Consider the following 16964-nt stretch of genomic DNA (forward strand, 5'->3'; position numbering starts at 1 on the left):
TAACCAACATCAAAATGAAACATATACAAGGATTAATTTTAGTTGCATTAGTAGCTTTTTCATCGTGTAAACAAGAAGAAAAAGGACTTGATGTATCTTGGAAAAGTAGTACAGAACAAAGTGTTTGGACTGATAAAACCTATCAACAACAACCTGTAGAAGTAACTCCAGAAACAACTATAGTTGTAAATACAAAAAACCAACAACAAACAATTGATGGTTTTGGTGGCTGTTTTAACGAGTTAGGTTGGGACGCTTTAGCTATGGTTACACCTGAAGAAAAGCAACAAATTTTAAACGATTTATTTAGTCAAGAAACAGGCTGTAAATTTACATTGTGCAGAATGCCAATTGGTGCTAACGATTATGCGGTAGATTGGTATAGCCATAACGAAACCGAAGGCGATTTTGCAATGGAAAATTTTTCTATAGATCGCGATAAAAAACGACTAATTCCTTACATAAAAGAAGCACAAAAAATTAATCCAAATGTAGCTGTTTGGGCATCGCCTTGGTGTCCGCCGTCATGGATGAAACACAGTAAACATTATGCTTGTAAAGCTAATCCGGAATTTAACGATTTACCAGAAGAGTGGAGTAATACAGAAGAATTAGTTTCACGTTTTATTACAGAACCAGAGTATTTTGAGGCTTACGCCTTATACTTTGCAAAGTTTGTTCAAGCTTACAAAGAAGCAGGTATAGATATTAGCGCTGTTCACGTACAAAACGAATATAATTCAGCACAAAACTTTCCATCTTGTGTTTGGAAACCAGAAGATTTAGGAATTCTTATTTCAGATTATTTAGGACCAAAATTTGAAGCTGAAAATATTGATGCCGAAATTTGGTTAGGAACGGTAGAGCGTCCGCAATTAGAGCGTGTAACAGATGTTGTTGAATATGGAGATGCCAAAAAATATGTTGATGGTATTGGTTTTCAATGGGCTGGTAAAGGTGCTATTGAAGGGGTTCATGCTACATATCCAGACATGCGTTTAATGCAAACTGAAACTGAATGTGGCGATGGCTCTAACGATTGGAAGGCTGCCGAATACACATTTAATTTAATGAAGCATTATTTTGAAAACGGCGCAAATTCATACATGTATTGGAACATGGTTTTAGATGAAACTGGAAAAAGTCAATGGGGTTGGAAACAAAATTCTATGATTTCTATTGATAGTAAAACAAAAGCCATTACCTACAACCCAGAGTTTTATTTAATGAAGCATTTAAGTGCTTTTGTTATGCCAGGTTCAGTAAAAATTGATACTGCTGGAGACGATGAAAACGCAGTAGTTTTCTATAACAAAGCAGAAAATAATGTAGTGATTTTAGCGTATAACGACGCTAGCGAAAATAAAACCGTTCAATTTAATATAAACGATAAAGAAGTTAAAGCAAGTTTAGATGCCAAGTCATTTAACACCTTAACTGTAAACTTATAAAACATGGATAGAAGAAGTTTTGTAAAATATTTAGGAGCTACAGGAATTTGTATTAGTGCGTCATCGTGTGCCTCTTTAAATTTATTTGGAGATACATATGATGAAGAAGTAGCACGAGAAGCTTGGAAAAACTTAGCAAATAAAGAAGCTGCTTTTGCTTATGTAAGCCCTAATAAAAAATTACCAAACGTATTTATTTATGGTGATTCTATTTCTATTGGGTATACAACTACAGTTAGAAAAGAGTTAGAAGGCAAAGCCAATGTGTTCAGGTTTCATAAAAACGGACAGTCAAGTAACAAGTTTATTCCGTTCACAGAAAAAATGAAAACCACCATGTTTCAGCCGTATTTAAAAGGCGGTTGGGATTTTACTTGGGATGTTATTCATTTTAATGTAGGCTTACACGATTTAAAATATGTTAAAGGAGGAAAGCTCGATTTAGAAAACGGCAAGCAAGTAAATAGCATAGAAAAGTACAAAGAAAATTTGCATGAAATCTGTAAATATTTAATGAAGGAATACCCTAAAGCAAAATTAATTTTTGCAACTACAACTGCAGTGCCAGAAGAAGGTGCCGATGGTAGAGTAGCTGGCGATAGTGTAAAATACAATAAAGCGGCATTAGAGGTTTTAGCAAATTATCCTGAAATACAAATTAACGATTTGTACGCCTTTACAAAACCACACGAAAAGGAGTGGTACATAAAACCGCATAATGTACATTATAACGAGCTTGGTAAAACAGCTCAAGGAAAAGAAGTGGCTAAAATAATAGCCCAAAACTTATAGTTTATGAAAAGAATAGTAATTTTTATAACCATTATGTTGCTTTCTGTAACAGGAAAAGCACAAGAAAATACATTCATTCCGCAACCAGAATCTGTGGTGTTTAAAGAAGGTGTGTTTAATTTATCGAATACCACTAAAATTTACATGCCAAAGCAAGTGGCATCAAGCTTTAAACCTTACGTTTTAGAAAAATTAAAGTTTGAAACAGGTTTAGATTTTGTTGTAGAAACAGGAAAAGTTAAAGCGAAATCGAATTATATTGAATTTCAAAAAACGAAAGATAAATCGGTAAAAGAAGAAGGTTATATTTTAGACGTTTCAGATTCAAAAATTATAGTGAAAGCAAAAGGTTTTTCAGGATTTTTCAATGGATTTCAAACTTTACGACAATTAATTCCTATCGAAAAAACACCCAAAATAAAGCTTCCAAATGTAACAATTACAGATAATCCAAGATTCGGTTGGCGTGGTGTTTTAATGGATGTGTCGCGTCATTTTCATTCTAAAGAGTTTGTAATGAAACAGATTGATTTATTATCGTCTTACAAAATAAATGTGTTCCACTTGCATTTAACCGACGATCAAGGTTGGAGAGTAGAAATTAAAAAATATCCTAAGTTAACAGAAAAAGGTGCTTGGAGAGCCGAAAGAGACGATCATTGGTGGAGCAGAAAACCGGCAACTGCCAGCGAGCCTAAAACGGTTGGTGGTTTTTATACGCAAGAGGATTTAAAAGAAATTATTGCATTTGCAAAAACGAGAAATGTAGAAATTATTCCAGAAATAGATGTTCCTGGTCATAGTAAAGCTTTGGTAGCTTCGTACCCAGAATTATTTTGCTCGGATATTGATACTACTGGCGTAAATTTTGAAGTTGCCGTTGGTGGTAAAGCGCCTAACAATACGGTTTGTCCGGCAAGTGAATTTACCTATGAATTTTTAGAAGGGGTTATTGAAGAAATAGCCGATTTATTTCCGTCAAAATATCTACATATTGGTGGCGATGAGTGTAGCAAAAAAGATTGGAAAAAAAGTGCCATGTGTGCTGCACTTATGGAAGAAAACGGTTTAAAAGATTACGAAGAATTACAGAGTTATTTTATTCAACGTATTCATAAAATTGTAGAAAAACAAAACAAAACCATGATTGGTTGGGATGAAGTTTTAAGTGGTAACGGTGTTCCTGGAGCAACTATTATGGCATGGCGTAGAGGTAAATATAACCCAGAAGTACAAGCGCCAAGAGAAGGTTATCCAACTATTATGACCTCTTATTTACATTCCTATATAAGTAGAGTACAAGGCCCAACTTTTATGGAGCCAGAAGGTCCTAATTCGGTATTACCTTTATCTGTAGTGTACAATCACGAACCTGTTCCTGCAGAATTAACCCAAGAAGAAGCTGCTAGAGTACTAGGAAACCAAGCTAGTTTATGGGGAGAGTTTACGCCAACAGGAGAACATTTTGAGTATATGTTGTACCCAAGAACTTTAGCAAGTGCAGAAGTATCTTGGAGTAACCCAGAAGTGAAAAACTGGGAGCGTTTTCAAAATGCATTAGAGTTTAAACACTTTAATAGATTAAAAAAAGAAGGTGTAAACGTTGCAAAAAGTTTGTTTACAGTGTATCCGGCTTTCGGTATAGATCAATTGCATAATAAAGCTATTGTGTATTTAGAAACCGAAGCAGTTGGTTACGATATTTACTATACACTAGATGGTAGCGACCCAACAATTGAAGCTACTAAGTATACCGAAAATTTTAAAGCAGTACCTAAGTCTTTATTAAAAGCAGGATTATTCAATAAAAAAGGCGAACTGTTGGGAGAAATAACAGAGATAAGATTAAAATAATATGAAACTAAATAAAATACTTTTTGTAGCGCTATTCATTTCAAGTTTAGTATCGGCACAACAAAAACCTAATATTGTTTACATTATTTGTGACGATTTAGGCTATGGCGATATACAAGCCTTAAACCCAGAAAAAGGAAAAATACTAACGCCAGAAGTTGATGCTTTAGCTAAAGAAGGCATGACGTTTACCGACGCGCATTCGGCATCGGCGGTTTGTACACCATCCAGATATGCGGTGCTTACAGGACGTTACTCATGGCGTTCAAGACTACAAAAAGGGGTTTTAAGTGGCGGCGATGAGCTAGATCCTTTAATTGCAGACGATATTACAACCGTTCCAAAAATGCTTAAAACAGCAGGCTATAAAACTACCGCAATTGGTAAATGGCATTTAGGATTTAAGTTTGTTGATGATGAAGGCAATCCTGCCGAAGTTTACGATGGTAAAAAAGTAATTGGTCCTGCAATTGGTTCTACCGTTCCTAACGGGCCATTATCACGCGGATTTGATTCTTATATTGGGTTTCACCACTCTAGAGTTATGAAAACCGTAATTAAAGATGATAAGGTAATCGATAAAATGGAGCCCATTAAAATGCTTCAATTTTTAGGTGATCATGCTACAGAATATATTGCAAAAGAAGCCGATGGCGATGAGCCGTTTTTTATGTATTTGGCTTTAAATTCTCCGCACAGTCCGGTTGTTCCGTCTGAAGATTGGCAAGGTAAAAGCGGTATGGGTGCGTATGCAGATTTTGTAATGGAAACCGATTTTGTGGTTGGCCGTGTTTTAGATGCTTTAAAAGAAAATGGTATAGAAGACAATACGCTTGTATTTTTTACTAGCGATAATGGGTGTTCTGCTCCAGTTTCAAAAGCAGGAAAATTAGAAAAAGAATTTGGGCATTACCCAAGTGCTAATTTTAGAGGTTATAAGTCTGATATTTGGGAAGGCGGTCATCGTATTCCGTTTATTGTAAAATGGCCAGGAGTTATTGAAGCGGGTTCAGAGAACGATAAATTAATTTGCCAAACTAGTTTAATGGCTACTTGTGCTGAAATTGTTGGTGCAGATTTAAATGAAACTACCGGTGTAGATTCATACAGCATTCTTCCGATGCTTAAAAACAAAAAAGCGAAAACCGATTATAATTTAGTGGTGCATCATTCTATAAACGGAAAATTTTCTATTCGTAATAAAAAATGGAAATTAGAATTAACTCCAGGTTCTGGCGGATGGTCTGGACCTACCGATAATAAAGCTATTAAGGAAAACTATCCAGATATTCAATTGTATAATATGAAGAAGGATGTGGAAGAAACTACAAATGTTTATGATAAGTATCCAAAAGTGGTTAAAAAACTAACATCACAGCTCGTTGAAATTGTAGAAAACGGAAGAACAACTTCAGGAGAAATTCAGAAAAACGATGTAGAAGTAGACATTTTTAAATCGGGTCTTACAAAAAAAGCATCGGCACACTAACAAAATAGAATACGTTTACATGAAAATTAAAAGGTTAAAAATATCGGTCTATTTCACTTTAGTTTTAAGTGTGTTGTTGGCTATTGCATGTTCTACAACAAAAACTGCCAAAACGGTTGAAGCTGATAAAAATATAAAAGAGCCGGTAGATTATATCGACCCAATAATTGGCGCAGTTACCTACGGTAAAAAATCTAAAGATGCTCACGGTTTTGGTAAAACATTCCCAGGTTCGGCAACACCTTTTGGTTTAGTACAATTAAGCCCAGATACGGTTTCCGATGGCGATAACGGCCCTGGATATTCCTACGAGCATTCTACTATAGAAGGTTTTAGCTTTACACACATGAGTGGTATTGGTTGGTTTGGCGATTTAGGAAACTTTTTAGTAACGCCAACAGTAGGAAAATTACAAACGAATAGAGGCGTTGAAAAAAAACCAGAAAGTGGTTACCGTTCGCGATATTCACATGATACCGAAATTACAGAAGCCGGATATTATGCGGTAACAATGGAGGATTATAAGGTTCGAACAGAGCTAACATCATCGCCAAGAGCAGGAATTATTCGTTTTACTTATCCAGAAAGCGATAGTTCTCGTGTGCAAATGGATTTAGCGCGTAGAGTAGGCGGAACATCAACCGAACAATACATAAAAATAGTAAATGAAAACACCATTCAAGGTTGGATGAAATGTCCGCCAGAAGGTGGTGGTTGGGGCGCTGGTGCCGGAAACGCCGATTATGTGGTATATTTTTATTGTCAGTTTAGCAAACCTTTAAAAGATTACGGCATTTGGAGTGCCGATTTACCAGATGTAAAACGTAAAATGCGTTGGATACGTAAAGACAATTACCAAAGCGCTATTAAAAATGCTAAAATTTATACTGATAAAACGGAATTACAAGGCGAGCATTTAGGCTTTTATACCAATTTTAATACTAAAGCAGGCGAAGAAGTTTTAGTGAAAAGTGGTATTTCATTTGTAAGTATTGCTGGTGCTAAAGAAAATTTAGAGCACGACATTAATCACTGGGATTTTGATAAAACCAGACAAGAAGCTAAGGATTTGTGGAGTGATGCTATTTCTAATATTTCGGTTGAAGGCGGTACAGATGCAGAAAAAACTATTTTTTATACGTCGTTGTATCATACGTTAATCGATCCTCGTGCTTTTTCAGATGTCAACGGAAATTATGTTGGAGCAGATAAAAAAATACATCAAACTAATGATTTTACATACCGCACCATATTTAGTGGTTGGGATGTATTTCGTTCACAATTTCCGCTACAAACCATAATTAATCCAAGTTTAGTAAACGATGAAATTAATTCGCTAATTCAAATGGCAGAATTAAGCGGTCGCGAATATTTACCACGTTGGGAAATGTTAAATTCCTATTCAGGTGTTATGTTAGGTAATCCTGCAGTTTCAGTTATTAACGATGCGTACCAAAAAGGCATCCGAAATTACGATGTTGAAAAAGCGTTTACCTATTCGTTAAACACAGTAAACAATACTGGTAATGGAACACTTGGTTATTCCCATAAACACATTTCTAAAACCTTAGAATATGCGTATTCCGATTGGGCTTTAGCAACCATGGCAGAATCTTTAGGAAAAGCAGATGTTGCAAAAGAATATTTTAAACGAAGTAAAAATTATAAAAATATTTGGAACGATGAGGTAAATTGGTTTAGAGCAAAAGATAGCACAGGAACTTGGTTACCATGGGAGGGAAAAACAAAACACGGTCAAGGTTGTATAGAAAGTAATCCGTATCAACAAGGTTGGTTTGTACCACATGATATCGCTGGTTTAAAAGAACTTATGGGAGGCGAAGCGGCATTTAAGAACGAGTTGATTTCTTTCTTTGAAAATACACCAGAAGATTTTCTTTGGAATAACTATTACAATCATCCAAACGAGCCAGTACATCATGTGCCATTTATGTTAAACGAAGCTGATGCGCCACATTTAACACAAAAGTATACGCGTAAAATTTGTGAAAACGCTTATGGTACAGATGCTTTTGGATTATGTGGTAACGAAGATGTTGGGCAAATGTCGGCATGGTATGTTTTAGCGTCTATAGGAATTCACCCTATAAATCCTGGAGATAATAAATATCAAATTACAAGTCCAGTATTTTCAGAAGTTGAAATAAAATTGGATAAGAATTATTATTCAGGAAAAACTTTCAAAATTATAGCTCATAATAATTCAGAAGAAAATATTTATATCCAATCTATAAGATTAAACGGCAAAACTTTAGACAGATATTATATTACACACGATGAAATTGTAAACGGTGGTGTTTTAGAGTTTGAAATGGGGGCAGAACCAAAAATATAAGCTTAACTAAAAGAAAATTAAATGAAAAATAGTAGATGTTTTTATGTTTTAGGGATATTTCTTTTTTTGGTTTCGTGTGCTAAAGTAGAGACTAAGGAATCAAGTATAGATATCACATCATTATTGAATGAAATGATAGATCGAGAAGCTATATGTAAATTTCCAAAAAATGAGTTTCGTTTAAAACAAGAAAGTAGTTACAATAGAGCATCAAAAACACCAAATGATACTATTGGTTGGTTTATAAATCATGATTTTAACTCTAAAGAAAGCGACAAAAATTTTATTCGTGTAGAAGAAAATAACGGAGAAAAAGAATGGGTTTTAATGGATCATCAAGGCGCAGGTGCAATTGTACGTACTTGGATGCCGTTTTTAAACGCCAAAAAGCCAACAACAACTAGCATTATTAAAATATATTTGGATGGAGCAGAAGAACCCACTCTAGAAGGAAATATGCTAGGGCTTTTAAACGGAACAGGACTGTTTCCGTTTCCTTTCTCACATAAATCTATACGTTCTGCAGTGTCCTTTTTTCCAATTCCTTATGCTAAAAGCTGTAAAATTACGGTGACTGAAAAACCTTTCTTCTATCAATTCACTTATAGAGAATATACAGAAGGAACACAAATAAAAACGTTTACAGTTGAAGACTTTAAGAAACAAACCGAATTAATAAAAACAGTAGGAGAAACTTTGTTAGCACCTAAAGTAACAGAGCAAGGCGAAACATTGCAATTAAATGAAACTTTAAAACAAGGTGAAGAAAAGTTTCTAAACTTACCTGAAGGCACAAAAGCCATTAGAGATTTATCGTTAAAATTAGGGAGTTATAAAGACTCTACAGTTACACGTTCTGTGGTTTTAAAAATTCAGTTCGATGGACAAGAAACCGTTTGGTGTCCCGTAGGAGACTTTTTTGGTAGTGGAGTAGGCTTAAATCCGTTTCAAGGTTGGTATAGAACGGTAGGTAAAGATGGAACTATGACAAGCAGATGGGTAATGCCTTATCAAAAAAATGCCAAAATAGCGATACTCAATTTAGGAGAAAAGGCTATTGATTTACAGCTAAAAACTACAATTAGCGCTTATAATTGGGATGAAAGCAGCATGTATTTTAATGCAGCTTGGAGAGGTGAATATCCAGTTTCAACCAGACCATTTTCCGATTGGAATTATGTTACCATAAAAGGTAAAGGCGTGTATGTTGGTGATGCTTTAACCATTTGGAACCCTGTAAAAAGATGGTGGGGCGAAGGTGATGAAAAAATTTGGGTTGATGGTGAAGATTTTCCATCCATTTTTGGTACCGGAACTGAAGATTACTACGGTTATTCTTGGGGTGGCATGAGTAACGATTTTTACGAACATCCATTTCATGCGCAACCTGTTAGTAATGTTTACAATAAAAATAATAGAAAACCTGAAGCCGAATTTGGTACACGAAACACCCAAAAATATAGTACAGAAACACGTACACGTGCTTTAGATGGTATGCCTTTTGGTTCTTCTTTACAATTAGATATGGAAATTTGGAGTTGGACTAAATGTGATATGGAATATGGTGTAGGTGTATATTGGTATGGTGATGCTAATACAACATCAAACAGAACGCCAGACTCAGAAGGAATTAAACGATCAATAAATATAAAGAAAATAATAGTTGAGTAAATAAATTCAATTTAATAACAAATAATATCAAAAGATAAAGAGAAGATGATGAAAAAATCAATTTTAATTACAGTTTTTAGTTTAATAATAACTGTTACAAGTGCTCAAAAACATTATGATTTCCCAATGCCAGAATACACTCCAACTCAAGGAAATTTAGAAGCACGAAAAGAATTTCAGGATATGAAATTTGGTATGTTTATTCATTGGGGAATTTACAGTGTATTGGCAGATGGAGAATGGGTTATGTTTTTAAAGAAAATAAAACCTGATAATTACTCAAGATTAGCAGACTTTTTTAATCCACAAGAATTCAATGCAGAAGAATGGGTAAAGTTAGCTAAAAAGGCTGGTATGAAATACATTACAATTACTTCTCGTCATCACGATAGTTTTAGTATGTTCGATACGGATGCTAGTGATTTTAATATTGTAGATGCTACACCATATGGTAAAGATCCTATGAAAGAATTAGCAGAAGCTTGTAAAAAAGAAGGGATTAAATTAAATTTCTATTATTCTTTATTAGATTGGAAACGTGAAGATTATAAACAAGGTAAAAAAGGCGATGCGGAACAATGGGATAAATATGTAGATTTTATGAAAGCCCAATTAACCGAATTATTAACAAATTATGGAGAAATAGGTTGTATTTGGTTTGATGGTCATTGGGATCAGAAACAAGGTAACTGGCAATATGATGAAATTTATTCTTTAATTCACGAGTTAAGTCCAAATACATTAATAGCCAACAATCATCATATACAACCAATTCCAGGAGATGATATTCAGACTTTTGAGAGAGATTTACCTGGAGAAAATCATGGTGGATATAGTGATGGAGTTCAAGTAAGTCAATTACCATTAGAGTCTTGTGCAACTATGGCTGGTAAATGGGGTTATAGTATCTATGATAAAAAGTTTAAGAGTACAGAAAAATTAATTCACTTTTTGGTAAATGCAGCCGGTAAAAACGGAAACTTATTATTAAATGTTGGTCCGATGCCAAATGGTAAAATTCAACCAGAATTTGTAAAAACTTTAGGCGAAATAGGAGAGTGGACAAGTACTTATGGAGAAAGTATTTATGGTACAAGAGGTAATGTTATTAATGCTCAAAATTGGGGAACAATGACAAGAAAAGGTAAAACTTTGTATATGCATATATTAAACCCTTCTTCAGAACCATTTTTCTTTATACCTCAGTTAAAAGAAAAAGTGAAATCTGTTACTACTTTTAAAGGGAAATCTATAAAATTTAAGCAATCTAAAGAAGGTGTATTTGTTTATTTAGATAGTAAAAATATAAACGAGATAGATGAAATTTTAAAATTAACTATAAAATAAAAAAGTACTTTAATTTTTAGTAGTTAATAAATTGTATGGGGAAAATAAAAGGCATATTTTTTTTAGTTTTAGTAGTAATATTGGTTTCTTGTAAGACAAAGCAAGAAAGGAATACTAAGCCTAATTTTATCTTTATTATGGTTGATGATTTAGGTAAAGAATGGTTTTCTAGTTACGGAGCTACAGAAATTTTAACCCCAAATATTGATGCTTTTGCAAAAAAGGGAATAATGTTTAACAATGCCTATTCCATGCCTCAGTGTACACCAAGCCGTATAGTGTTAATTACTGGGCAATATCCATACAACAACGGTTGGGTAAACCATTATGATGTGCCACGTTGGGGTTTAGGAGCAAATTTTGATGCTGATAAAAATCCAAGTTTTGCAAAAGCTTTACAGAATGCAGGTTATAAAACAGGAGTTGCAGGAAAATGGCAAATAAATGATTTTAGAATTGAACCAGATGCAATGACAAAAGCAGGGTTTGATGAGTTTTGTATGTGGACAGGATACGAGTCTGGTAATCAACCTAGCGATAAGCGTTATTGGGACCCTTATATTTTTACCAAAGAAGGAAGTAAAACATACCAAGGTAAATTTGGACCTGATATTTTTTCAGATTTTGTGATTGATTTTATGAGTAAAAACAAAGACAATCCGTTTTTTGTTTATTATCCCATGGTGTTAACACATTCACCTTTTGTGCATACTCCACACGAACCTAATGTAAAAACAAAGTACCAAAAGCATCAAGCGATGGTACGTTATACGGATTATATAATTGGTAAAATTCTACAGCATTTAGAATCCTCAGGATTGTCTAAAAACACCTATGTGGTACTAACAACAGACAACGGAACTTCTCCATCTATTATTGGAAAAAGAAATGGTGTTTACGTAAGAGGAGGAAAAGCTTTTTTAACAGAAAATGGTATTAATGCTCCGTTTTTAGTAAAAACACCAGACAGCAAACATTTTGAAACAAATGCTTTGGTTGATTTTACAGATATCTTTCCAACATTTTTAGAATTAGCAGGTGTACACAATACTAATAGTAAGTTAGATGGACATTCATTCGCAAAGGTGCTAACCAATAATTCTACCAAAAGTAATAGAGACTATATTCTTTCTATGGGAGGTTTGCCAGCGCATACTAATAAAGAAGGTTGGGTAGTAAATGCGCTTGGGTTTAGAGACAGAGTGCTCCGTAATGAAAAATACAAAGTCTATGTAGATACTCTAAAGCAGATTCATAGATTGTATGATTTAGAAAATGATCCTTACGAGGAAAATAATTTATATGGAAATGTTGAAATTGAACAAGTTTTAAAGACTTTTAAATCAAAAGTAGATCAATTACCAAACCTTGATGAAAATCCTAAATACACAAAAACAAAAGGATTGCCTACAGATGTAAAACCTGAGTTTTTAGACAGAGCTGTAGAGCGTTTAAAAAATAGAAAAAATAATATGATGCCTTTGGCAACTGAAGAACAATTTTTAAAACTCATAAAAGCTAACAATCATTAATGAGGAATTTATACCTTATACTTATTTTTTTGATTTGTTGTTTACCCTTAAATGCACAAACAAAATTTTATGTATCACCCCAAGGAAAGAATACAAACACAGGTGCTAAAGAACAGCCTTTTGCTAGTTTGCTAAACGCTCGTAATGCTATTAGAAATCATAAGAAAACAGCTACAAAACAACAATCGTACACGGTTATTGTAAAAGATGGAACTTATTTAATGGACGAGCCTTTTGAGTTAACAGCAGAAGATAGTGGTACAGAAGAGTATCCAATTATTTACAAAGCAGAAAAAGGTGCTAAACCAGTATTTAGTGGTGGAAAAACTATTAAAGGAATTACGGTAAATACACAAGGAATATGGCAGGTTAAAATACCAGAAAGTGTTTATTATAAATGGCAATTTGATCAACTATATGTAAATGGTAAACGAGCCACTTTGGCTAGAACTCCAAACAAAGGGTTTTTAGAATTAGAGAAAGTAAATCAGGATATTTGGAAACAAGGAAGTGGAAAAGTAGCACTTAAAGCGGAACAAGAGTTGTTTTTTAACAAAGAAATTTTTAAACCTTTGTTAAGTATAGAAGAGGAAGAAATTCCTCAGGTAAGGTTTAAAACCTATCATAAATGGGATTATACATTAAGGCATATTGATGGGATAAATAAAGATAGTTTATCCATCACTACTTCAGGAAAAGGAATGAAACCTTGGAATCCTTTAAAAAAAGGAACAAGAGTGGTTGTAGAAAATTACAAAGCCGCTTTAGATACTCCAGGAGAATGGTTTTTAAGTAAAAAAGGAATGTTGTATTACATCCCAAGAAAAGGAGAAACTCCAGAAAACACAACTGTTGTGGTTCCTGTATTAGAACAATTGATGTCAATTAAAGGAAATGCTTCCAAAAATAAGTATGTAGAACATATTCAGTTTAAAGGACTCCATTTTGAATATTGTCATTATAAAATTCCAGCATCCGGATCAGAACCTAACCAAGCAGCAGCCAAGTTAAATGCTGCTATTGAGGTAGAAGGAGCTAAAAATATTATTTTTTCTAATGGAGAAATTTCTAAAACAGGGCAACATGCTTTGTGGTTTGGTAAAGGAGTTAGCAATTCAGCTGTAGAGAATACCTATATGTATAATCTTGGTGGTGGTGGAGTTTACTTGGGAGATTTTAAAGCGTTAAAAGGAAAAGAACATGCACATCACTTAACCGTTCATAACAATATTATTCAATCAGGTGGACAAGAATTTCCTGCAGCCGTTGGAATTTGGGTAGGACATAGCTCAGACTCTAACATTACACACAACAATATTGGTAATTTTTATTATACAGGAATATCTGTAGGTTGGACTTGGGGTTACAAGCCTAGTTTGGCAAAAAGAAACAGAATTGCATACAATCACATTCATCATATTGGTTGGGATTTGTTAAGTGATATGGCAGCAATTTATACTTTGGGAGCTTCTGAAGGTACGGTGGTCGAAAATAATTTAATTCATCATATACATTCATTTTCTTACGGTGGCTGGGGAATGTATGCAGATGAAGGTTCTACCGGAATTGTGTTTAAAAACAACTTAGTTTACAACACAAAAACAGGTGGTTTTCAGCAAAATTATGGTAAAGCTAATATTGCAACAAATAATATATTAGCCTATGCAAAAAAGTACCAAATGCAGTGTACTGTTGCAGAAAAACATAAATCATTTACGTTTACAAACAATATAGTTTTGTTTAATAAAGGTATGGTTGCTAAAGGAGCTTGGGATAAAATTATTGCAGATGTTGATTACAATATCTATTGGAATGAAAAAGGAGATGAGTATAATTTTAATAAGCATAATTTTAAAGATTGGAAAAAACTAGGATTAGATAAACATAGTTTTTTAATTAATCCAGAATTTAAAAATCCTTTAAAAGGAAACTTTAAATTTAAGAACCAAAGCAGTTATAAAAAAATAAATTTTAAACCGTTTGATTATACTAAAGCAGGAGTTTTAGGTAATAATGAATGGAAAGAAAAAGCAAAATTATCAGATTTAATTCTTGAAAATTTTGATAAAACTGTAAATAAAAATCTAGAGTTAGACCCAGAAAGAGGTTAGTAAATAACTGATAATTAGAAGATAAATATAATTAAACTATTTAATAGATAATGAAAAAATACATTGCTTTACTATTGTTAACAAGACTTTTAATATCTTGTATACAACCAAATCCATCTTTTAAACAAGAAGAAATATCAATACTTCCTAAACCGTCTAGCTTTCAAATAAATAAAGGGTCTTTTAAAATAGAAGAAGATACTAAAGTTGTATTACAAGACAGAACACAAGAAAAAGCTGTAAATTATTTAAAAGGTTTGTTTAGTAAGGCAGCTGGTTTTAATTTAGAAGTAGTAGAAAGTGAAATAGAAAATGCTATTGTATTTGAAAAAATAGAAGGCTTAAAAGAAGGAGCGTATAAGTTAGAGGTAAGTCCAACGTATATTCATGCAAAAGCATCAGAAGAAAGTGGTTTTTTTAATGCAGTACAAAGCATCCGTCAGTTATTACCAACAGCTATAGAAAGTAAAGAAAAAGTATCAGAAGATTGGTTTGTACCTTCTGTAACTATTGAAGATGAACCACGTTTTGAGTGGAGAGGAATGCATATGGATTTTAGTCGTCATTTCTTTAAAATGGATGAAGTAAAAGACTTTTTAGACAACATGGCATTGTATAAGTTAAATACGTATCACATGCATTTAACAGACGACCAAGGATGGAGAATAGAAATTAAAAAATATCCTTTATTGACAGAAAAAGGAGCTTGGCGAACACCAAACAATCAAGATACAATTTGCATGAATAAATCTGTAGAAAATAAATTATTTACTATTGATGAGTCTAACTTTAAAGAAATAGACGGAGAGCGCAAGTACGGAGGTTTCTTTACACAAGAGCAAATTAAAGAAATAGTGGCGTATGCAAATGATAGATGTATTACGGTAATTCCAGAAATAGACATGCCAGGTCACTTTAAATCAGCCATTGATAATTATCCGTTTTTATCTTGTAACGAAGAATCTGGTTGGGATACAGTTTTTACATATCCTACTTGTTTAGGAAAAGAAACAACCTACGAGTTTATGAAAAATATTTTAGCTGAGGTTGTAGAATTATTTCCAGCAGAATATGTTCATATCGGAGGAGATGAGGTAAATATTGCTTCATGGGAAGTATGCCCTCATTGTCAAAAAGCCATTAAAGAACACGGTTTAAAAGATGAACACGAATTACAATCTTACTTTAACAGAGATATAGAACAATTTTTACAATCTAAAGGAAAGAAATTTATGGGTTGGGATGAAATTGTAACAGGTGGATTAACCAAAAGTGCGAACGTTATGTGGTGGAGAAACTGGTTTCCAAAATCACCAAAAATAGCTGCAGAAAATGGTAATGGAGTAGTGGTAACTACCACAGCTGCATATTATTTTGATTATTTAAATGAAGGAACAACTTTAGAAAAAGTTTATAATTACGAACCAATTCCTGCCGATTTTACAAAAGAAGAAGAAGATAATGTATTAGGAATTCAAGCAAATTTATGGGCAGAAAGAATTCCTAGTTACAAGCGTTTGCAATACCAAGCATTCCCAAGAATGTTAGCCGTAGCAGAAAATGCTTGGGCATCTAAAGAAAATAAAGATTTCGAAATTTTTAATAATAACGTAGAAAAACAATATAACAGATTAGATGCTTTGGGTGTTTATTATTACGTGCCAGCTGTAAAAGGATTAGATAAAGAAATTGCTTTTGTAAATGAAACATCTGTAACCTTAGATTTAGCTTATGAGTTAAAAGGAACAGAAATATATTACACATTAGACGGAACTGTACCAACAAAAGAATCTTTAAAATATGATGCTCCGTTTATAGTAAAAGATACTATCGAAATTAAAGCAAGGGCTTACAGAGGTAATATTTATAATGATTTAAAATCAACAAAAATAGTTCATAAAGAATATACAGAACCTGTAAATGTAACCCTTAAAGAAAAAGGATTAAAACAATGGGTTTTAAAGGGTAAGCGTAAAGAAGTATCAGATGTTAAAATACCTAAAACTACAAATTTCACAAAAGTAGATAGCATTGTTTTAGGTAATTTAAAAGATAAAAAAAGATTTTCGGTTGTATACCAAGGATTTATTAAAGCAGAAAAAGATGGTGTTTACGAGTTTGAAACACGTTCTGATGGTGGAGATGAATTATTTATAGGAGAAGAATTGGTAGTTGACAATAGTGGTTGGCATGGACCAAGAAAGCGTTACGGAAAAATAGCTCTAAAAAAAGGTTTACACCCTATAACTATTAAATACAGACCAAGCGATAAACCAAGAGTTATAGAAGCTAAGTTTGGTTTGCAAGGAGAAGATTTAGAGCCTATTAGTTCAGCAGTTACAGGTTTTTAAATAAAATAAA

At 33.4% G+C, this 16964-nt stretch carries 10 protein-coding genes; all 10 read left to right on the top strand.

Translation table 11 applies throughout. The features are described from left to right. Positions 1–14 precede the first annotated feature (14 nt). Genes KI686_RS11870 through KI686_RS11915 form a run of 10 tightly spaced genes read left to right on the top strand, consistent with a single transcriptional unit; the run spans position 15 to position 16954 of the window. Entirely contained in the window at positions 15–1451 is a 1437-nt protein-coding gene (locus KI686_RS11870) for a glycoside hydrolase family 30 protein (RefSeq protein WP_237589537.1), read from the top strand. A 3-nt stretch (positions 1452–1454) separates the two neighbouring features. Continuing rightward, positions 1455–2243, top strand: coding sequence for an SGNH/GDSL hydrolase family protein (locus KI686_RS11875; protein WP_237589538.1), 789 nt, complete (start codon positions 1455–1457; stop codon positions 2241–2243). A gap of 3 nt (positions 2244–2246) precedes the next feature. Further along, positions 2247–4097 carry a beta-N-acetylhexosaminidase gene (locus KI686_RS11880; protein WP_237589539.1) on the top strand — a complete coding sequence of 617 codons (1851 nt, stop codon included), beginning with the start codon at positions 2247–2249 and terminating at the stop codon, positions 4095–4097. Position 4098: 1 nt separating this feature from the next. Beyond that, complete coding sequence (locus KI686_RS11885; RefSeq protein ID WP_237589540.1) at positions 4099–5586, top strand: sulfatase family protein; 1488 nt, start codon at positions 4099–4101, stop codon at positions 5584–5586. A 19-nt stretch (positions 5587–5605) separates the two neighbouring features. Further along, on the top strand, positions 5606–7942 hold the full coding sequence (locus KI686_RS11890) for a GH92 family glycosyl hydrolase (RefSeq protein ID WP_237589541.1): 2337 nt from the start codon (positions 5606–5608) through the stop codon (positions 7940–7942). A 21-nt stretch (positions 7943–7963) separates the two neighbouring features. After that, on the top strand, positions 7964–9613 hold the full coding sequence (locus tag KI686_RS11895; protein ID WP_237589542.1) for a glycoside hydrolase family 172 protein: 1650 nt from the start codon (positions 7964–7966) through the stop codon (positions 9611–9613). Between the two features lie 48 nt (positions 9614–9661). After that, complete coding sequence (locus KI686_RS11900) at positions 9662–10960, top strand: alpha-L-fucosidase (RefSeq protein WP_237589543.1); 1299 nt, start codon at positions 9662–9664, stop codon at positions 10958–10960. 35 nt (positions 10961–10995) lie between these two features. Continuing rightward, entirely contained in the window at positions 10996–12492 is a 1497-nt protein-coding gene (locus KI686_RS11905; protein WP_237589544.1) for a sulfatase family protein, read from the top strand. Then, positions 12492–14603 carry a right-handed parallel beta-helix repeat-containing protein gene (locus KI686_RS11910; protein ID WP_237589545.1) on the top strand — a complete coding sequence of 704 codons (2112 nt, stop codon included), beginning with the start codon at positions 12492–12494 and terminating at the stop codon, positions 14601–14603. The genes KI686_RS11905 and KI686_RS11910 overlap by 1 nt, the downstream gene beginning before the upstream one ends. 50 nt (positions 14604–14653) lie before the next feature. Then, a complete protein-coding gene (locus KI686_RS11915; RefSeq protein WP_237589546.1) occupies positions 14654–16954 on the top strand; it encodes a family 20 glycosylhydrolase in 2301 nt (766 codons plus the stop codon). Positions 16955–16964: the final 10 nt, after the last annotated feature.

The organism is Polaribacter sargassicola, assembly GCF_021991835.1.
Classification (GTDB): Bacteria; Bacteroidota; Bacteroidia; order Flavobacteriales; family Flavobacteriaceae; genus Polaribacter; species Polaribacter sargassicola.